Origin of the sequence: Anabaena sp. WFMT, assembly GCF_051781005.1 — a bacterium.
GTDB lineage: Bacteria > Cyanobacteriota > Cyanobacteriia > Cyanobacteriales > Nostocaceae > Anabaena.
Window position 1 is genome coordinate 187,051 of record NZ_JBPWOA010000018.1, and the last position, 18,972, is coordinate 206,022.

Genomic DNA, 18,972 nt, shown 5'->3' on the forward strand with positions numbered 1-18,972 from the left:
ATACAACGTCTTTACAAGAGTTCTGGAAGATTGATATCAAAACATATCGGCAGGATCAGCGGCTTGGAGTTTACGAGTTGCGATCGCACCAGAAATTGCACACATGGTAATTGTCAGCACTAAAACTTGCATACCACGAATTATCGTCATGTATACTGGTAAGTTGGTCGCTTGCCTGGTCAATTGGTAAAGTCCCAAGGACACGGCTAAACCCGGCATGAAGCCTAGAATAGCCAAAATTAATGCTTCTTCAAATATCACAATTAACAGGTAATAATTTCGATAGCCAATGGCTTTAAGGGTAGCATATTCACGTAGATGGGCATTGACATCGGCAGAGAGAATTTGATAAACAATAATTACCCCCACCACAAACCCCATTGAGACACCTAAACTGAAAATAAATCCAATGGGTGAGTTAGTTCTCCAAAAATTGTTCTCAAATTCAATAAATTCTGCATGGGTTAATACTCTCACATCATCTGTAAGATACATTCTCAAGTTTTTGGCTACTTGTTGCGAGTCATAGCCTGGTTTAATTTTCACCAAACCAAGACTGACACTGCTAGATGGACGTTTGGGAACTAACCGTAATAAGTTCTGATCACTAGTAATTAAGCTGCCATCTGTGCCAAAAGAAGCACCTATTTTAAATAACCCACCGACAGTAATGGTGCGTCCATCAATTTCAGTCGTAACGGTTTTACCTTGGTCAATCTGTGCGATCGCTTTTTGATAATCTCCCCTTGCACCCCGATCAAATAAAACTGTATCTGGTAGTTTAATTGCAGCTAATTGTTGATTGACTTCTGGTAAATCAAAAACTGGTCTATTGGGATTAAAGCCGATTCCCAATACTGCTGTTTCTTTACGAGTTTGGGGATTTTTCCAGGTGATGACATTGAGGTAAATTGCTTCTGCTGATTGCACCCCTGGTATATCCATTGCTTGGTATAGTCTCCGTCGAGAAAAGGTAGACATACTTTGCAGGTTACGGGTTTGGGGACTAGTTAAAATAATGTCCGCGTGCAAACTGCGATGTAGCCTAGTGTTGCTGTCATAGAGTGCAGTTTGAAAACCCAGTTGCATAAACATGAGAATGTCAGCAAAGGCAATACCTGATAACGCTACCAGCAAGCGACTTTTATCATGACTTAGTTGCAACCACCCCAAAGGTGTCCGTCGTCGCAACTGTTGAAGTATTCGTATCATATTAGAAATGAAGGACTGAGGACTGGTTACTGAGAACTGGGGAGATTATTTATCTTTCTTCTGACTCCTGAACTCCTGACTCCTGACTTCTGACTCCTTCTTCCTAAAGTTCAATTACTACCTTGACTTGCATATTGGTTAAATTGGCAGCTTTCTGACTCGAAGCTGGATCTAGTCGGATATGGACTTTGATCACCCTGTTGTCAATATTGGTAGAAGGGTCAGTATTGATAGCATTCTGCCGCTGTACCTGTAAACCTATCCGTTCCACTGTCCCCTGTAATTCCATCGGTAGAACATCACCAGATACCCGTACCTGTTGCCCTGGATTTAATTTTTTAATATCGCTTTCGTAAACTTCGGCAACCGCGTACATTTGACTAGTTTGCCCAATATCGGCAATGCCATTATTTGATATTAATTCTCCAGGACGGGTGTGAATTTCAAATACCTGTCCATTTTGGGGCGATCGCACGTAAGCTTGTTGAAGATTAGCTTTTGCTTTGTTCACTACTGCTTGAGTCCGACCAATTTCAGCTTTGGCTGCGACTACATCAACTGGACGCACTTCTGCAATTTGATCTAATGTAGCGATCGCTTCTTTGATTCGTTGTTGGCCTGTTAAATAGAGACTATTTAACTCTGCTTGTGCAGCTTGCAGACTCTTTTGGGCAGTTTCTAGAGTTAGGCGTTTACTATCAAGTTGAGAGGCTGAAATTGCCCCTTCGGCATATAGTTCCTGATAACGTTGGTTTTCTGATTTCGCATTGATTAACTCAGCTTGCAAGCGGGCAATAGTCGTAGTCTGAGTATCAATATTCCCTTGGTTTTCGGCTGTCAAACGGGCAATAGTTGCTTGTTGAGTGGCAATTTCTCCACGTTTTGCACCAGCTTGAATGCGGGATAAATTAGCTTTGGCTACTTTGACTTCTTCCTCAGCTTCTTGTAATGCAGCTTGCAAGCGATCGTGATTGTCTAAAATAGCAATTATCTGTCCTTCTTTTACCCTCTCTCCTTCTTGCACCAATAACTTTTCTATCCGACTACCTTCACTAGATCCAGATGAGAGTTTAATCACTTGTCCTTGCGGTTCAATCCGTCCCAAAGCTGTAACTGTTTTCAGTTCGGGTATGATTACTACCGGCATTACTGCATCTTGGGCTTTATCTCTCAATCGCATGACAGTAAATGTACCAATGCCTACAACGGTGAATGAGGCAATTATAGATATAGTAATTGGTAGCCAAATCAGCGCGTGAGAAGATAATGAACCTTGTAGCTTGGGGTTCTGCACAATAGCATACCTTTTAAGCGATTCAAAATTTGTTCATGAAAATGCAAATTGCTTAATCGAGGAGTATTAAGGTAGAAGTTTGCACTTGAGAAAAATATTTTTGATCTACACAAAAAACTAAACCGTTTAGTTTTAAACTGTAGGCTAGAAGGACTAGTTAAGTCAACTAGGCAGTCTTCCTTTATATAGAATTGTTGACAAAAAAGGATATTAGTAAAATATGGTACGCCCAAAAATTGGGGGGATAGAGCGAGGGCATTCAGATAAAGTAGAAAAGATTCTCCAAGGAGCAATGGGGGAGTTCTTAAAACAGGGTTACGCAGGGACTAGCATGGATCGGGTTGCTGAAGCAGCGGGAGTTTCCAAAGCAACGGTATACAGCCACTTTCAAGATAAAGTTGGACTTTTCAGCGCCTTGATAGAACGACTAGCCAGAAAACGGTTTCAGTCAATTTTTGGTCAACATCCCCTGGTGGGAGAACCCTATGTAGTTCTACGGAGTTTGGCGAAAACCGCTTTAGAGCAAATGACCACAGATCCAGAATATTTAGCATTTGAGCGAGTGCTGATTGGTGAATCTGTGCGATTTCCAGAACTAGCGCAAGTTTTTATCCGTTCTATTGCCAAACCAGCTATTGAGACTATTAGTCAATACTTAGGATCACATCCAGAATTGAAAATACCCGATCCAGAGGCAACAGCCAGAATCTTAATTGGTTCGTTAGCTCATTTTGCGATCACTCAAAAAGTTTTATATGGCGAGGATATTATCCCGATGGAGAGCGATCGCTTGATTGATGCTTTAACCCATTTAATCGTTAACTCAGCCCAAAAATAATTTCAAATAATAATAATTCAAACAATAATAAAGATTACAAAAATCCACGTTTCCCATTGGGGCGGACTGTCAACCAATTCGTCTTAGCTAGTGCTATTTGTTGATCAGTAACTTTAGCACCGGTGAGATTAGCACCGCATAAATTAGCCCCCCGGAGATTGGCCTGACTCATATAAGCATAACTAAGATCAGCACCTCTGAGATCAGCCCCTTCTAAATCAGCATGACTTAAGTAAGCTTTAGTCAAATTAGCATCCCTCAAATTCGCGTGCATCAGACTAGCTCTGCCAAAATCAGTATTTTCGAGATTTGCACCTTGGAGATTAGTTTGTTTTAATTGAGCGTGATGGAAATTAGTTCCCGATAAATCAGCACCTTGTAAGCTCAACATACTGATGTTGTACGAAGCAAAATCCCGTCTTCCCTTCACATATGCTTGGAGTAGAGTTTGAGAATTTAATTTGCGGCCAGCTTGAGAATTATTAATATCAGTGTTAACTATATCAGGAGATTTAGAGATTAATTTTTTCTGCTGAATCCGCCCAGTTCGTAATCCAGTTGTTTCCGATGACTTAGCGCGTCTAGCACGGATTGCCGCTGCTACTTCCGCTATACCATGAGTATTAGAACCAGGATGAGTAGACAAAGCACTAGAATTATCTGACTTATTGTTTACTGATTCTTTAACATCAACATCAGATTGAACTATTAACCCCTTTGCTAAACTATCTAAATATGGTTCTATCTCCAATGCTCTGAGAACATCTGGGGCCGAATGGTAGCGATTGCGGACTGAAACCTCTAACATTTTTTTCAACACACTTGTTAAATGTGGACTCACATCTACAAGCTGCTCCCACATGATTTCACCCGTTGTGGGATTGTATGGCAAATCTTTAGGAGTTTTGGCAGTCAGAAGATAAATGCACGTCACTCCTAGAGCATAGATATCACTAGAGTAAACCGGACGCATAGCCATTTGCTCTGGAGGGGCAAAACCAGGAGTACCAATTGCATAAGCTGTCAATGCTGTCTGTCCTGATTGCTCGGCAGCTACTTGGGTGACTTGGTTTTTGACAGCCCCAAAATCAATCAGTACTAGTCTGGCATCTTGAGAGCGGCGAATTAAGTTAGCTGGTTTGATATCACGGTGAATCACCTTTAGCTCATGGATGTATTGCAGCAATGGCAGGATCTCACTCAAGAACTGTTTGACTCCGGCTTCGCTATAGAGTCCAGTTTTTCTTACTTCCTGTTGGAGAGTAGCACCACTGATATATTCTTGAACTAAATAAAATTGTTTTTCCTCTTCAAAATAGTCCAATAGCCGTGGTATTTGCGGATGATTGCCAATTTGACCCAAAGTTTTGGCTTCCCTCTCAAACAGTTCTCGTGCCATTTGTAATATGTGTGGAGCTGTTCCTGAAGGACGCAGCTGCTTAATCACACAACTTGGTTCTCCTGGCAAAGCTTCATTTCTAGCTAAAAATGTGGCTCCGAAACCTCCCTGTCCTAAAGGTTTATACACTCGATATTGACCACATTTACCACGCAACGTTAGTGGCGAGTCACAAGATTGGCATCTTGGACTAGATGCCACATTTTTAGGATGGGAACAGGTAGGATTGAAGCAATAGCTCATGCACTTTTAACTCGCTGCACAACGAAGTGATGTAGGAAATTAGACTCTGATTCTATTATTGAGAGTAAATTGCAATTTTGTCAGGTAATTTCTGCTGAAAACTAGTTTTTAAAGAGTTCTTAAATTTATACATGATGCTAATTAAGGTTATAGTAAAGTATTTAAACAGCATCTACTTTGAAAGCCATAGTTTTTTGGAATAAGGGTAAAGCTCATAACTTAACCCACAAACGAATAATATACTTTCCTTAAAAACTCCAGGTTTCAACATGGACAGGGCTTAAAACAAACTATCAGCTAAAACTAATTTTTTTTCTCCTAACTATTATCTCACTAAAATCAAGCTATTATCTCCAATATTTTTATGTAAAAATACTGAAAAACTAAATTATTAATTATACAAAATTAATGTGTAACTAGTATCATGATGATTTCCGTATACAGCCGATCTTAAATTGTAGTTTGAATTTTTTTCTATAACATATGAATTGCTGTTCATATGTTATATTATTATTTTCAACAACGAAATGGAGAAATTATTATGACAACCGTAAACCAAATGAAATGCGCCTGTCCGAGCTGCTTGTGCGTTGTTTCATTAGAAAGCGCTATTCTCAAAGACGATAAATACTATTGTTCTGATGGTTGTGCAGAGGGTCATCAAACCATCAAAGGCTGTGGTCATAATGGATGTGGCTGTTAAGTAGTGCTGCGGCCTGGGGTTAGGGAACTCTTAACAGGAAAGAAAACTCATTCCCTGTTAAGAGTTTCCTGTTCCCTATTACAGACTAGACATCACATCTCTTGCAGCGGCTAACGTCTGCTCAATATCTCCATCTGTATGAGCTAAAGAAGTGAACCCAGCTTCAAACTGAGATGGTGCTAAGTAAATACCATGCTCTAACATTCCACGATGGAACCGCCCGAACTTGGCTGTATCTGCTTTTTTCGCATCCTCATAATTATGGACTGGCCCGGCGGTGAAAAATAAACCAAACATGGCGCTGATATTACCACCGCAGACTGCATGACCCGTTTCTTGAGCAATTTTAAGCAACCCATTGGTTAGCTTCTGAGTCATCTGTTCTAGAGAATCATAAGTACCGGGTTTTTGCAGCAATTCCAGTGTCTTGATTCCAGCAGTCATTGCTAGGGGATTACCAGAAAGAGTCCCAGCTTGATATACAGGGCCAGCAGGTGCAACCATCGACATGATATCGCGGCGACCACCATAAGCTCCCACTGGCAAGCCACCACCGATAATTTTACCGAGTGTTGTCAAATCTGGAGTGATGCCAAATTTTTCTTGAGCGCCACCATAGGCAATACGGAAGCCAGTCATTACTTCATCAAATACGAGTAAGGCCCCATGCTCGTGGGTAAGCTCCCGCAATCCTTCTAAGAAGCCAGCATCAGGAGTAATAAAGCCAGCATTACCAACTACTGGTTCGAGAATTACGCCAGCTATCTGGTTGGGGTTTTCCTCAAATAAGGCTTTGACAGCTTCCAAATCATTATAAGGAGCTGTTAATGTATCGCTAGTTGCAGCTTTGGGAACTCCTGGTGAATCGGGTAAGCCAAGTGTAGCTACACCAGAACCTGCTTTGACCAGGAACATATCAGCGTGTCCGTGATAGCAACCTTCAAACTTGATGATTTTATCCCGTTTGGTGAAGGCTCGCATTAACCGAAGTACGGCCATACAAGCTTCAGTGCCAGAATTGACAAATCTGACCATTTCGATGCTTTTAACTGCATCTATCACCATTTCTGCTAAAACATTTTCTAGTACACAGGGTGCGCCAAAGCTAGTACCTTTTTCTAAGGCTGTATGCAGTGCTGTGATCACTTCTGGATGGGCATGACCACAAATAGCGGGTCCCCAGCTCCCAACATAGTCAATGTATTTGTTATCATCTACATCCCAAATGTAGGCTCCGTTAACGCGATCAAAAACTATGGGTTGTCCACCAACAGATTTGAAAGCGCGAACTGGAGAACTTACTCCCCCTGGCATCAGGTTTTGAGCAGCAGCAAATATTTCTTGTGATTTTGTCGTTTTAATTGTGGTGTTTACCAAGGTTTCCTCCCAAAAGTGGGGAATAAAAAGAGCTTCTCTATCTTAGGATAGGGTCAAAAATTGCAGAAAATTTCTATCCTGATGGGATTGCCTGAACCAAAAAAATAACAATAATTTTAATACACATCGAATCAAAACTTACTCTTATTAGATATGCGGACTCGACGATCTGAGACTTAATCAGGATCTTTATGAAAAAGATGCTAGTTGCTCTATTGAGAATGGTATCGTGAATGCATCAATGATTGTTAAATTTAAAGTAAATTAGCTGGTATGTCTTCTCCCGAACTGAGATCGCTCCAATCTGCTATCCCTGTGGAAAAAATTCGCTACGATGACAAGGGTTTAGTGGCGACCATTGTCCAAGATTATCTGGATGGTACTGTCTTGATGATGGCGTGGATGAATCGGGAGTCTTTACAAAAGACGTTGGAAACTGGAGAAACTTGGTTTTGGAGCCGTTCCCGTCAGGAGTTGTGGCACAAAGGAGCAACTTCTGGACATATTCAAAAGGTGCAAAGTATTCGTTATGACTGTGATAGCGATGCCATATTGGTGGTAGTGGAGCAGTTGGGGGATATTGCTTGTCACACTGGGGAGCGTAGTTGTTTTCATCAAGTAGATGGGAAAATTATCCCACCACCAGGGGATATGTTGTCGCAGGTATTTGATGTCATATGCGATCGCCGTGACCATCCCAATGAAAGTTCTTATACCTGTAAGTTATTGGCTGGTGGTGATAACAAAATTTTGAAAAAGATTGGTGAGGAAAGCGCTGAGGTTGTGATGGCCTGTAAAGATGATGATGCTGATGCGATCGCAGGTGAAGTTGCGGATCTGTTTTATCATACCCTTGTTGCGATCGCACATCATCAAGTTGACTTAAAAGCTGTATATCGCAAATTGCAAGAGCGTCGGAAATAGAGGCCGGGAAAGATGAAGCGGAATATTAATCTTTTCTCCTGCTGTTAATTAACCCCCTATCCCCTGCACTTGATTAAGCTCAGTTGTCACCAAATCTTGATATTTTTGTAATTCTTATCATTCACTCCTATTATCCTCGTTCATTCCACAGAGTTTCCACAGGAGCTTTACCTGTTTTCCACAGATGTTTAACGAGATCATAGGCTCTGGCTAAGTTACTGGGGATTTTATCCTTTCAGCACCAAAAAAGTCGGCAACTGAGATTTTATTGAGTTTTATAACAAAAATTAGGCTCTAATCCTTATTATTCCGTCAATAGTTATTTTTCCCCTGCTACTTTTTAACATTTCGCAGCATTGACAAACCTACCCCCTCTTAGCGCACAATGATTCGGCTTGCGTTTTTAGTCCGTTCCACTATTAGCATCAACTTTGTAAGTTTACCTGAAATGATTAGTACATATGATCTATCTGGTAAAGAATTGGATAAAACTTTCACTGCAAGCAAAATCTCTTGATAAACCTTATACAAGGAAAATATTTAATGAACACAACAGTTAATCTCTTTACAGAAATTCCCGAAACACTCCATGACTCCCTAAACAACTACTTAGAAACCCATCCTGATTGGGATCAAAACCGAGTATTGACAGCAGCATTATCATTATTTTTACTCCAAAATGGAGATACTGATCGCAGCGCTGCACGTATCTACTTAGAAACTTTGTTTCACCAGTGCTAAACAGAAATACTAAAATCAAATTTCCACCCTTTTGTGTTTATGACTAATAGACATAGAAGTGAAAAAGATTATAGAGACGAGAATCCCTACCCATGGAACGTCTCTATAAGGGTTCTAAAATTGTGATAGCCAGGGTGCTGTTAAGAAACTAGTTGGTGCAGCTTGTATGGAAAGTTTGTTTTATTCAAGTTCTGCTGGGCAAGTTTTTGATAGACAACAGAGCTTTTTTTCAGATTCATTAATATTTAAGTTTAGACCAATTTAAAAGGATCTAATCTTCCTAAAACAGCCATATCTTCCGCGTCTAATTCTACAGGTATACCACTGCGAATTAGTTCAGAAAAGTCTTCATTTGGAACCATGATTGTCAGTGTATAAAGACGAGTATCACCTGTATTTTTAATTAAATGAGTACCTGTAGGCGGTACTAATAAACTATCTCCGGCTTTAATAGGTACACTTTTTCCATCACAAATGGCGATTCCTTCTCCTTTGAGGATGAAAAACATTTCCAATGCCCATTGATGACGATTTGGTGGCGTTTGTCCACCCACATCAAAGATTTCTACACAACAAGTTAAGGAAGTATTAGCAATTGCCGAATCAAAAATAATTGCTAACCGATTAGATTCATTGGGACTTATGCGGTATGTTTGATAATCTTTGGGAGATTTGATAACCGGAATGACACAACTAGTAGTATACATATATTTGGTAATGGGTAATGGGTAATGGGTAATGGGTAATGGGTAATGGGTAATGGGTAATTGGTGATTGGTGATTGGTAATGGGTAATGGGTAATGGGTAATGGGTGATTGGTAATTACGAATTACGAATTACGTTCGCGGAGCGTTTCCGCAGGAAATATTACGAATTACGAATTACGAATTATTTATCGCTGTGGCAATTGCTGAGGAATCTGTGACAAAACCAAAGCATTGTTTAATGTTGTATAACGTAGCCAGCCAGCAATATTCAGGTGACGTTGTAGCGGTGCAATCTTGGACTAAAATGCAGTCATATCCTAAAAAGTTGGCATCACATAGAGTTGTTAATACACATTGGTCAGCGTTGACACCAGTAAAAAATATTGTCGTTATTCCTAAGTTCCGCAGAATACTATCTAAGGGTGTATCCCAAAAACCACTCATTCGATATTTATCAACGCAAATATCATCTGGTTGCTGTTCGAGTTCGTCTACTACTGCTGCTGCCCAACTACCTTTTACAAGTACTTTAGCACCGTTTTTGGGAAGAGGATCACCCAGTCCCACACCTTCACCTGTGGGATTATAGACGTGTAGTAAAGCAGGACTTATATTGAGTAAATCAGGGCGATTTCCCCAATTTAGCCAAATTATAGGCACTTCAGCAGTGCGTAGTACTGGTAATAATTTTTGTAATGGTTCAATGGGTTGACGTGCTGGGGTGATATCTACACCAATATGCGCTAACCAACCATCAGAATGACAGAAGTCATTTTGCATATCAATGACAATTATGGCAGCTTTTGCCAAGTCAAGGCGCAAGGTTTTGGTTTCTGTTGATAAGATAACTGGTTGTGGGGTCTTTTGAGGACGAGTAATGTCTGCAAAAGTCTGATTTACTTCCCAAGCATTTGGTGCAATGCCTAATGTCCGAATTGGTAGATTCATAAATGTCAACAGCCAAGATAATTTTTTTCTTTGTGACTTGAAATTCAGTTGAGAGTTAAATTACTTTATCAAGGTTAAAATCATGAACTTTACTATTAAAAATGCTGTAATTGCAGTTACAGATGGTTACACGACTATAGATGTGCAAGTTGTCAATGGTATTATCACCGCTATTGACTCTAATTTAGATGTGATTGGTACAAGAATTAACGGTGAAAATAAACTGTTACTGTCTGGTTTTTTTAACGCCCATACCCATTCTTCCGAAAAATGGCAACGGGGAGTAATTCCACCTTTACCGTTAGAGTTATGGTTAGCACATTTATATGAGTTTGCCCCTTTGGATACGGAACAGGTTTATCTCAGCGCCTTGGGAACGGCTGTAGAAACTTTACTTTCTGGGGGAACGAGTGTGGTAGATCATTTGGTGTTAATTCCCGGTAAAGAGTTAGAAACTATCGCCACAGCCGTTCGCGCTTATCGAGAAGTCGGAATTCGGGCTTTTGTTGCCCCTTTGATTCAAGATGAATCTCTCAGTGCGGGGATACCTTCAGGGGAATCAAGCCAAATTCATGAGCCTTATTTTCGTTCTACTGCGGAAACTTTGGTAATTATTGAAGAAGCGGTGAGGCTGTTTCATCGTCCAGATGAGGGGATAAATATTTTAGTTGCACCAACAGGGATACAGTTGTGTAGTGATGCTTTATTTACGGGATGTGTTGAATTAAGTAATCGTTACAATCTTTGTCGTCACTCGCATTTACTGGAAACTAAAGCCCAGGAAAAACTAGCCCAGGAAAAATATGGTTGTACTGCGGTTGAACATTTGCAGCGTATTGGTTATTTGAGCGATCGCACAACTCTAGCTCATTGCGTTTGGTTAACCGACTCTGATATTAACATTCTCGCCGCAACTCAAGCTACAGTTGTTCACAATCCTTTAAGTAATCTGCGTTTAGGTAGTGGTATTGCACCCATTCTCAAATATCGTCAAGGTGGTGTAAATGTAACTTTTGGTTGTGATGGTGCTTCTAGTAATGATTCTCAGGATTTGTTAGAGGCTATTAAAATTGGTTCTATTTTACACAATTTTACTGAATTAGATTATCAATATTGGATTACTCCCCGTGAAGCTGTAGAAATGGCTTCTTTAGGTGGTGCGAAAGGATTAAATATGGATGATCAACTGGGTTCTCTTACAGTCGGCAAACAAGCTGATTTAGTTCTTTATGATTTAACTAATTTATCATTGCTTCCTCGTACTGATCCCATTGGTTTATTAGTTTTAGGTCGTCCTACTAATGCTGTTGATAGTGCTTGGGTGCATGGTAAACAAATTATTGCTGATGGTAAATTTACGACTATTAATGTTGATGAGTTGCGGCAAGAATTATTTAACCGCAGTGAATGGGGAAAAACACGCTTGTCGAAGAGTGTAGGGGAAATGGAGGTTCATTATCGTCAGGTGATGGGTTTGTAAAACGCAGAGGTACGCTGAGGTTAGCGCGGAGGTACGCGGAGAGATTTTTTTCATAAAGTCATTAGTTCGTTTATTAAAAGCGGACTTCTAGTTAGCTATTTGTGATTTATCTGTTATTTTGGACGTTTAATTCCCCCCTTTCTTTTGACCTCAAATCCATATAGATAAATTTCCGGCATATTAATACGTTCCTCAGAAAGACTTTCAATAATTCCCAGTTGTAATAAATATTCTATAACTTCTTCTGGTTTTGTAATGAATGGGAGTTTTTCTGCTTTTTCATTCCAAGTCGTGTTAGCTATTGCTTCTAAAAATATGGATTTTTCAATTGGAACGCTTAGACCTTTTAAGCTAGTTTTCAATGATTCTAACCAAGGATATTCTTCGTGTGCTAACTCTCGAATTCTATCTTTAGAAGTTTCCATGAGCGCACCTTGTAAGTCTGAAGGATGTAGCAATGTAGTTTCTGGTAAAGGTTGTTCGTCTAATTTTTCTAATCTACGACTTGCTGCTAATGAAAACAGATTTAAAAATGAACGAGGAGCAATTCTACGTCCAGCATCTTGGAGATGATTAGGAATCCATCTATATGTGTAACCTTTTCTGGCATTAGCACCCATGAATTTACCAATTATTTTTTCAATCATAGATTCAAAAATTGATTCATCCGCAGCTACCATTATCCCCAAATCTGTATTAGTTTCTTTAATAAAATTTGGAATAATCTGCAAATAATCTGCCATTTCTTGTCCAGAATTTGCTAATCTTTTGAAAAATAATTGATATAACCATGAATGTTTCCATTCTAGATTAATCTGATGTGCTTTGAGTTTTGAAGCATCAGGAAAACCTAAAAACTCTTCTCGAAAAAGGTCTGTACGTAAAAAAATCTTTGGTCTTATTCGTTCCCAGCGTCGCCACCTATCTAACCAAAATGCTAAAAGCTCTCCAATGGGTGCAGCTAATTTATTATATGAACTAACCAATCTATCTAATTCATCATAAGTAATAAATAGCCATTCATCAGTTTCAATTAATTTTTCATCTAATAATTCTAGAGCATGATTAATTGTTTCTAATTCTTGGCGTACAAGAGGAAACCAATCTGAAAGTAGTGATAAATTATTTAGTAATGCTTGACGAGTTACTGGGGGTATTACCTCAGCCCAATTACTAGTTAATGCTTCATTATTTTGTCGCAGTATGATTCCCAACATTAAACCAATCCAAAATGCACGCCAATCAAGATTATTTGCATTTTGCATTACAGTTTCTATAGTTTCCTGGGATGGAAATATTTTACCTCTTTGCTGGGTACGACCAAAAGCTGCAATCCATGTTGTTTTATCTAAGGTAGGTAAAGCTCTAATTTTTAAATTTTCTACGAGTGTAATTCGTCCAGATGGAATAGCTAATAAACGAAATAGTTCTGTTTTACCTACACCCCGACCTCCTAATATTAAAAATGTATCTGGTTCTAATGCTCGGCGATAATCAGGAACTGGAAGAAAGTTTTTCAAAAAATCTATATGATCATCACTTTCATGCTCTGCTGTTGCTGCTCCCGGAGCTATATTTTGCATTAATTCTAGAAGTTTTTGTTTATTAAAGTCACTCATATGGCTACCTAATTTCTGTTATCCAATTCCTTACCGAAAAGGCGGCAAATTCTCTCAGCTAGATTTTGATAATCTTGACTAGTCATTAAATTAACAATACCTTGTAAGCGTAATTCTTCTTCCTCAGTATCATCACGAGTAAAGAGAGAAATATCTCCTTGTAAATCATTTTGTAAAGGAATAACAATAGGTGTAAAGAATGCTTCAGTATCATTAAAATTTGGAACATCCTCAGCATTATCATAATATTTTTCTTGAAAAATCTGATATGCCTGTTCTCTAAATGCTCTCACTTCCTCATTTCTTCTTGGATCATTCAAACTAGGAGCCATCGCATGAACTAAACATACCGGCAATCGCTTTTCTGGTGCTATTGGTCGAGATAAATGATGAATTACATGAGTTAATCCATCCCAACTTTGACGAGATTGTCTACCAAATATAACTGCGGCATGGGAAAGATTTGTTAATGCTAATCCTCCAATATCATGAAATCCTGCTCTAGAATCTAGTAGGATGAAATCAAGAGGTTTAGCTAATCTTTCTAATTCATTAAGCATATCCTGAAAATTATCAGGTAATTCATGATCAATCAGATTCTGAAAATCTAGCCTTGCTAATTTTTCTAAGTAGTTATCATCTACAATTCCGGCAGGGATTAAACGTATTGATTCTCCAAAATCTCCCAGTAATAATTGTTTATTAATTTGTGCAATATGAGTATTTAAAGACCAATTATTTTTTTGAATCTTTTTCTCTAATAAATAGTCAATAACACCAAAATCGACAGAATTATCTTTAAAAAAGATTGTGGATAAGCCAGGAGCTTCTAAATCCAAATCTACTATGGCTACCCTATGTCCATTACGAGCTAACGTGAGTGCCGTTGCAACCAGGGCTGTAGTTCTACCTACACCACCTTTAAATGAAAAAAAAGTAATAATAGCTGGTTTATGTCCTTGATCAACCAGTTCTATTTTCCAAGGTGGCTCACCTGAATTTTTGTTAGTCCATGCTTGTTTAGCAATATGGCGTTCTAATATATATAAGCTAGGAACAATATTATTATCTTGCCACTCAGCATTAATTCTACAGTATTTAATTTCTGCAATTAAAGCTTTATAACCGTCTTTTTCTCCTTCTGGCAACCATATATCTTTGCCATAGTATGAACCAAGTTTTTGTTCTAGGTATTGTTCTAATTTCTTTATATCTGTTTTTTCAGGGTGAAAATTTGCCTTTGGTTCTAAAAAAAGTCGTATCTTACCATAAACATCACGAATTATGGTTACAGATTCAAGATTTGCTGTCAATGTTGATTCTATATCAGGTTCTTTAAAGCAGTCTTCTACTTTGTCAAAAGTATCGCTAAAAGTAATCGTCATCTTTTAAATATTCTCGCTTGATATTTTGCCATCTAAAACAAGTCTAGGAATAACTTCATTATAAATTTGTTCTGCTCTATTCACTGCTTCTTCTGCTTCAACATCATTCCAGCGACCAGATTGAGAGTAGCGCCTTTCTGGGTGATCCTGATCTAAGACTGTTCCTGTAGTTCTAGAAGTTGAAAGTTGCATATCAAGCACAGGATACATTAAGCGGAGCCTATCCATTGCCAGACCTTGAAGTTTCGTTAAATCATGACCATATTTTATGGCTGCTTTTTGATCTTTAGGAATATATACCTCTACTAATACCTTAAATGAGCATTCAACAACATAACCCGCAAGATATACTGCATTATCCAATCGCTGTTCATTGAGTAATAGCTTTGCATCTTGTAAATGTCGTGCAGCAGCCTGTGTAAAGGACTCTGACATGATTATTCTCTAATAATATTGATTGATGAATTATACACCTATCCCTTTTCTTTTCTGTTTCTGCACGGCCAGGGTAAAGGGTAAGGAGACATAAAAAACCTGTAATCAAAACTTAGTAGCATTTTTACTAAGCAAGCTCAAATTTCAAGCTGCAAAATTGCTAAATTAACAGTGGATGTTAATCTAGCTGTAGGGAAAAATGGTATCTACTAAAACAACATTTCCAGATATCCAAAATCATTGGGCGCGTCCGTTTATTGAGGCTTTGGCGCAACGTCGGATTTTAAATGGCTATCCTGATGGTACTTTTCGCCCTGATAATTCTGTGACTCGTGCTGAGTTTGCTGCAATTATTGGCGCGGTATTTACTCAATCGGTTAAACGCGATTATGTGTCTTTTGTGGATGTCCCCAATAACCACTGGGCTATTAATGCTATTAAAAAGGTCTACGAAACAGGTTTTTTGGTGGGTTATCCTGATAAGCGTTTTGGTATCAATGAAAGGATTTCTAGGGGTGATGTCTTAGTTGCTATGGTTAATGGTTTGGAAATTGCTGCTAAGGTAGAAGCTGATCTGGTGAATGGATTGCCACAAATTTATCAAGATGCGATCGCTATTCCTAACTATGCTATAAATCAGATTGCGATCGCATCTCGTGTAGGTTGGGTGGCTAGTTATCCAAATATCAAATTACTCAATCCCAAAATAGCTGCTACTCGTGCAGATGTGGCTGTGATGGTCTATCAAGCTTTGGTATATCAGGGAAAAGCAGAAAAGATTGCTTCTGACTACATTGTGGTTCCACCAAACATTGTCTCCACACCCACTAATACAGTCAAGGTAAGTCATAGCCGCGAGTTTCGGGGTGCTTGGGTAACAACTGTATGGAATAGTGATTGGCCTTCCAAAGCGGGACTGTCTGTAGACCAGCAGAAAGCTGAACTTTTGGCAATTATCCAACAATTACAATCCCTGAATTTTAATGCATTAGTTTTGCAGGTGCGACCAGAGGGAGATGCTTTATATGCTTCTGGGTTAGAACCTTGGAGTGCGTGGATTACGGGAACTCAGGGAAAAGCACCAGAACCATTTTATGATCCTTTAGAATATGCGATCGCAGAATGTCATAAACGCAATATTGAACTTCATGCTTGGTTCAACCCCTACCGCGCCAAAACTACCACCAAAAGCGGGTCTAATGTCCGTCCCCACATAGCCATAACTAATCCCGAAGTTGTTTATCAATGGGGAAATCAATTATGGATGGACCCAGGTGCGAAAATCGTTCAAGATAGAGCCTACAATGTCATTATTGATGTTGTCAGCCGCTACGATTTAGATGGCATTCATCTGGATGACTATTTTTACCCCTATCCCATATCCGGTCAAACTTTCCCCGATAACAAAACCTACGCAGCTTATAAATCAAGCGGTGGGACACTTAACTTAGAAGACTGGCGACGGGAAAACGTCAATCAAATGGTATTACGTCTATCTCAGGGAATTAAAAAAACCAAATCTCACGTTAAATTTGGGATTAGTCCCTTTGGTATTTATCGTCCTGGACAACCAGCAGGTATTGTGGGCTTAGATGCCTATAATGTCCTGTATGCTGATTCTAAAAAATGGTTACAGCAAGGTTGGATAGATTATTTAGCCCCCCAACTTTATTGGCGCACCGACCAAACACAACAGAGTTATGAAGTCTTACTCAAATGGTGGACAGAAGCCAATACTAAACAGCGACACATTTACGCAGGTAACAATATTGGACAACTAGACGGTAAAGCCTGGAAAAATGAAGAGATAGGAAAGCAGATTATCATTACTCGCAACTTAGCAGGTAAACTTTCCTTGGGCAATATCTTCTTCAGTATGAGTTCCATAACTGAAAATCGCCAAGGCATTGCTGACCAATTTAAAAATGCCTATTATTCCAGACCTGCAATAGTTCCTACTATGTCATGGCAAAGTACAATAGCGCCATCTCCCCCCAAAGAACTAAAATTCCAAAACGGTAGACTTAATTGGGAAGCAGGTGATAATCAACCTGTACGTTCTTGGACGCTGTACCGTCAAAGTGGAGATAGTTGGATAATTCAAAGAATTTTGTCTACTGGTACTAATTTTGCGACTGTGCAACCTGGAACCTATGCAGTGTGTGCAGTAGATAGGTTGGGAAATGAGAGTGCAGGTGTGACTATTGCAGTGAGTTGATGTCCATTCACAAATTTAATTTGATTTTTTGCAACTTCGTGGAATCGGTCTGAGGATACGGAGTTTTTGTTTATTTAGAGTTTGACTTGTTTTTTAGAAAAAAGTATGCTACCTTTGATAAGGCTTAGTTAAGGACGGTTAGCTCAGTTGGTTAGAGTACATCGTTGACATCGATGGGGTCGTTGGTTCGAATCCAATACCGTCCATATTTGTAAACTAAATTAAAAACAGTTTCTGCATCAATCTTGCTCTAGCTTGTTGTGTGTCTACATCATTTGGATTTATTTTGAGTGCCTTTGTATAATCGGCTATTGCCATTAGATAACACTGAGACAAGTCAATTTTTAGGTGGTATGTTGCCTTCACCAGCCAGTCGGGATTTTTGGATGAAGACTGATACTCAGCGAAAATCTCTCCCCAAAACTTATAAATCTCTGCGCGATTAACATAAGCATTAGCGCAATTTGGATTAATCTCAATAGCTTTGCTGTAGTCTTTAAAAGAAAATACTGTATTTGGCACTACACCAGCATCTAGGTCTTCAATGTAGATTAATCCCCTTTGTAGATAAGCGTTGTAGTTATTAGGATTCTTTTCTATTTCCCTGTTTAAATCTTCTATGTTTTTCATAGTTATTAGTGAACGCTAAATTAGCTGGACTGAATCTTTATTAATTAATAAATCTGGTGATAATGATCACTGAATGCGATAGATGCAGTTCTAATGCTGTAGTTTCTGCCTGTTGCTGTTCATCATCCAGAAAACCAGTTTCATCTGGAGAACGTAAATTCAAAACTGATTTAAAACCGACCGTTGCTAATTCTTGCAGTTGCTCAGATGAAATTTGTTCAGCTTCTAGATGCTGCTGTAATTTGGGTTTAGTATTGTCAAAATCGTGCAATTCTAACCAATCTTTTGGCATAAAAGAAGATTTCCAGTTACTAAAAACTCAGATTTTCAAGAGTGTGTTTTATCACCCCATAATTTAACTACTGCAAGTCTATCGACAAATAGTAGATTAAAGATAAATACAGAGTAACATATCAATTCAGAGAAAATCAAGTAGTCAGATAATTAGCTATCTAGGTAGGTAGTAACACAAAAGATAATCACTGGAGTTTAGACTAAGCAATGAAAAAAGACCCAGCAGGGCTGAGTAAATCAGAGACTTAGCAAAAGTAAAAGTATTAGTAAAGCTCGAATATTAAACAGTAACAGATGGTTCTTTACGTGGCTTACTTACCCTTTTTTAACTGTTGGATAGCGGTTTTTACGGCAACAGGATACTTTCCTTGGTGTAAAGATGCGTCCCTCAGTCTGCAATCCTCCCATCGAATTATCACTGAAAGAAGAAAAAGTAGTAAAATGTATACGTACAGCCAGATTGTTCGTATTTTTAAGGCAGATAGGTCACGAACTATCTAATTGTGACTTTCAATTAGAATTTT

17 protein-coding genes and 1 tRNA gene are annotated in these 18,972 nt (G+C 38.9%); 7 read left to right on the forward strand and 11 right to left on the reverse strand.

Features of this window, described 5'->3' with window-relative positions; all coding sequences use genetic code 11:
- Window positions 1–36: 36 nt before the first annotated feature.
- Window positions 37–1,212 (reverse strand): ABC transporter permease DevC, encoded by a 1,176-nt coding sequence (gene devC, locus ACSQ6I_RS11440; RefSeq protein ID WP_438890458.1) that lies wholly within the window; start codon window positions 1,210–1,212, stop codon window positions 37–39.
- 103 nt (window positions 1,213–1,315) lie between these two features.
- A complete protein-coding gene (locus tag ACSQ6I_RS11445) occupies window positions 1,316–2,506 on the reverse strand; it encodes an ABC exporter membrane fusion protein (RefSeq protein WP_438890459.1) in 1,191 nt (396 codons plus the stop codon).
- A gap of 220 nt (window positions 2,507–2,726) precedes the next feature.
- Here ACSQ6I_RS11445 and ACSQ6I_RS11450 point away from each other — a divergent pair, with 220 nt between their 5' ends.
- Window positions 2,727–3,344 (forward strand): TetR/AcrR family transcriptional regulator, encoded by a 618-nt coding sequence (locus ACSQ6I_RS11450; RefSeq protein ID WP_438890460.1) that lies wholly within the window; start codon window positions 2,727–2,729, stop codon window positions 3,342–3,344.
- A 34-nt stretch (window positions 3,345–3,378) separates the two neighbouring features.
- On the opposite strand, the gene ACSQ6I_RS11455 is transcribed toward ACSQ6I_RS11450, so the two are convergent.
- Entirely contained in the window at window positions 3,379–4,986 is a 1,608-nt protein-coding gene (locus tag ACSQ6I_RS11455) for a pentapeptide repeat-containing protein (protein WP_438890461.1), read from the reverse strand.
- A gap of 559 nt (window positions 4,987–5,545) precedes the next feature.
- Here ACSQ6I_RS11455 and ACSQ6I_RS11460 point away from each other — a divergent pair.
- Window positions 5,546–5,689 (forward strand): metallothionein, encoded by a 144-nt coding sequence (locus ACSQ6I_RS11460; protein ID WP_438890477.1) that lies wholly within the window; start codon window positions 5,546–5,548, stop codon window positions 5,687–5,689.
- A 78-nt stretch (window positions 5,690–5,767) separates the two neighbouring features.
- Here the strand turns inward: ACSQ6I_RS11460 and hemL are convergent, their stop codons facing one another.
- A complete protein-coding gene (gene hemL / locus ACSQ6I_RS11465) occupies window positions 5,768–7,066 on the reverse strand; it encodes a glutamate-1-semialdehyde 2,1-aminomutase (protein ID WP_438890462.1) in 1,299 nt (432 codons plus the stop codon).
- 273 nt (window positions 7,067–7,339) lie between these two features.
- Between hemL and hisIE the strand changes: the two genes are divergently transcribed.
- Both hisIE and ACSQ6I_RS11475 read left to right on the forward strand, forming a co-directional pair.
- Window positions 7,340–7,990, forward strand: coding sequence for a bifunctional phosphoribosyl-AMP cyclohydrolase/phosphoribosyl-ATP diphosphatase HisIE (hisIE, locus tag ACSQ6I_RS11470; protein ID WP_438890463.1), 651 nt, complete (start codon window positions 7,340–7,342; stop codon window positions 7,988–7,990).
- A gap of 543 nt (window positions 7,991–8,533) precedes the next feature.
- Window positions 8,534–8,731, forward strand: coding sequence for a DUF2811 domain-containing protein (locus ACSQ6I_RS11475; RefSeq protein ID WP_438890464.1), 198 nt, complete (start codon window positions 8,534–8,536; stop codon window positions 8,729–8,731).
- Between the two features lie 251 nt (window positions 8,732–8,982).
- Here ACSQ6I_RS11475 and ACSQ6I_RS11480 read toward each other — a convergent pair whose 3' ends face one another.
- Both ACSQ6I_RS11480 and ACSQ6I_RS11485 read right to left on the reverse strand, forming a co-directional pair.
- Entirely contained in the window at window positions 8,983–9,438 is a 456-nt protein-coding gene (locus ACSQ6I_RS11480; RefSeq protein WP_438890465.1) for a cupin domain-containing protein, read from the reverse strand.
- Between the two features lie 175 nt (window positions 9,439–9,613).
- Window positions 9,614–10,387, reverse strand: coding sequence for a cysteine hydrolase family protein (locus ACSQ6I_RS11485; RefSeq protein WP_438890466.1), 774 nt, complete (start codon window positions 10,385–10,387; stop codon window positions 9,614–9,616).
- A gap of 82 nt (window positions 10,388–10,469) precedes the next feature.
- Between ACSQ6I_RS11485 and ACSQ6I_RS11490 the strand changes: the two genes are divergently transcribed.
- On the forward strand, window positions 10,470–11,867 hold the full coding sequence (locus ACSQ6I_RS11490) for an amidohydrolase (protein ID WP_438890467.1): 1,398 nt from the start codon (window positions 10,470–10,472) through the stop codon (window positions 11,865–11,867).
- Between the two features lie 113 nt (window positions 11,868–11,980).
- Here ACSQ6I_RS11490 and ACSQ6I_RS11495 read toward each other — a convergent pair whose 3' ends face one another.
- From ACSQ6I_RS11495 to ACSQ6I_RS11505, 3 genes are read right to left on the reverse strand one after another with little or no spacing between them, the layout of a single operon-like run.
- On the reverse strand, window positions 11,981–13,486 hold the full coding sequence (locus ACSQ6I_RS11495) for a P-loop ATPase, Sll1717 family (protein WP_438890468.1): 1,506 nt from the start codon (window positions 13,484–13,486) through the stop codon (window positions 11,981–11,983).
- A gap of 8 nt (window positions 13,487–13,494) precedes the next feature.
- The gene (locus tag ACSQ6I_RS11500) at window positions 13,495–14,871 is read right to left on the reverse strand and encodes a tyrosine-protein kinase family protein (protein ID WP_438890469.1); all 1,377 of its coding nucleotides are present in this window, start codon (window positions 14,869–14,871) and stop codon (window positions 13,495–13,497) included.
- Window positions 14,872–14,874: 3 nt separating this feature from the next.
- A complete protein-coding gene (locus tag ACSQ6I_RS11505; protein ID WP_438890470.1) occupies window positions 14,875–15,306 on the reverse strand; it encodes a HEPN domain-containing protein in 432 nt (143 codons plus the stop codon).
- Window positions 15,307–15,505: 199 nt separating this feature from the next.
- Here ACSQ6I_RS11505 and ACSQ6I_RS11510 point away from each other — a divergent pair, with 199 nt between their 5' ends.
- Both ACSQ6I_RS11510 and ACSQ6I_RS11515 read left to right on the forward strand, forming a co-directional pair.
- Window positions 15,506–17,524: a glycoside hydrolase family 10 protein gene (locus tag ACSQ6I_RS11510; protein WP_438890471.1), complete on the forward strand. Its 2,019-nt coding sequence runs from the start codon at window positions 15,506–15,508 to the stop codon at window positions 17,522–17,524.
- Between the two features lie 132 nt (window positions 17,525–17,656).
- Window positions 17,657–17,730 (forward strand) — tRNA-Val (locus ACSQ6I_RS11515).
- A 10-nt stretch (window positions 17,731–17,740) separates the two neighbouring features.
- Here ACSQ6I_RS11515 and ACSQ6I_RS11520 read toward each other — a convergent pair.
- Complete coding sequence (locus ACSQ6I_RS11520) at window positions 17,741–18,154, reverse strand: tetratricopeptide repeat protein (RefSeq protein WP_438890472.1); 414 nt, start codon at window positions 18,152–18,154, stop codon at window positions 17,741–17,743.
- 40 nt (window positions 18,155–18,194) lie between these two features.
- A complete protein-coding gene (locus tag ACSQ6I_RS11525; RefSeq protein ID WP_438890473.1) occupies window positions 18,195–18,446 on the reverse strand; it encodes a hypothetical protein in 252 nt (83 codons plus the stop codon).
- Window positions 18,447–18,972: the final 526 nt, after the last annotated feature.

Bases quoted from the DNA above. Each gene is read 5' to 3' on its own strand.
- devC (WP_438890458.1), bottom strand. From the start codon at position 1,212: ATGATACGAATACTTCAACAGTTGCGACGACGGACACCTTTGGGGTGG.
- ACSQ6I_RS11450 (WP_438890460.1), top strand. From the start codon at position 2,727: ATGGTACGCCCAAAAATTGGGGGGATAGAGCGAGGGCATTCAGATAAA.
- ACSQ6I_RS11455 (WP_438890461.1), bottom strand. From the start codon at position 4,986: ATGAGCTATTGCTTCAATCCTACCTGTTCCCATCCTAAAAATGTGGCA.
- ACSQ6I_RS11460 (WP_438890477.1), top strand. From the start codon at position 5,546: ATGAAATGCGCCTGTCCGAGCTGCTTGTGCGTTGTTTCATTAGAAAGC.
- hisIE (WP_438890463.1), top strand. From the start codon at position 7,340: ATGTCTTCTCCCGAACTGAGATCGCTCCAATCTGCTATCCCTGTGGAA.
- ACSQ6I_RS11475 (WP_438890464.1), top strand. From the start codon at position 8,534: ATGAACACAACAGTTAATCTCTTTACAGAAATTCCCGAAACACTCCAT.
- ACSQ6I_RS11480 (WP_438890465.1), bottom strand. From the start codon at position 9,438: ATGTATACTACTAGTTGTGTCATTCCGGTTATCAAATCTCCCAAAGAT.
- ACSQ6I_RS11485 (WP_438890466.1), bottom strand. From the start codon at position 10,387: ATGAATCTACCAATTCGGACATTAGGCATTGCACCAAATGCTTGGGAA.
- ACSQ6I_RS11490 (WP_438890467.1), top strand. From the start codon at position 10,470: ATGAACTTTACTATTAAAAATGCTGTAATTGCAGTTACAGATGGTTAC.
- ACSQ6I_RS11495 (WP_438890468.1), bottom strand. From the start codon at position 13,486: ATGAGTGACTTTAATAAACAAAAACTTCTAGAATTAATGCAAAATATA.
- ACSQ6I_RS11500 (WP_438890469.1), bottom strand. From the start codon at position 14,871: ATGACGATTACTTTTAGCGATACTTTTGACAAAGTAGAAGACTGCTTT.
- ACSQ6I_RS11505 (WP_438890470.1), bottom strand. From the start codon at position 15,306: ATGTCAGAGTCCTTTACACAGGCTGCTGCACGACATTTACAAGATGCA.
- ACSQ6I_RS11510 (WP_438890471.1), top strand. From the start codon at position 15,506: ATGGTATCTACTAAAACAACATTTCCAGATATCCAAAATCATTGGGCG.
- ACSQ6I_RS11520 (WP_438890472.1), bottom strand. From the start codon at position 18,154: ATGAAAAACATAGAAGATTTAAACAGGGAAATAGAAAAGAATCCTAAT.
- ACSQ6I_RS11525 (WP_438890473.1), bottom strand. From the start codon at position 18,446: ATGCCAAAAGATTGGTTAGAATTGCACGATTTTGACAATACTAAACCC.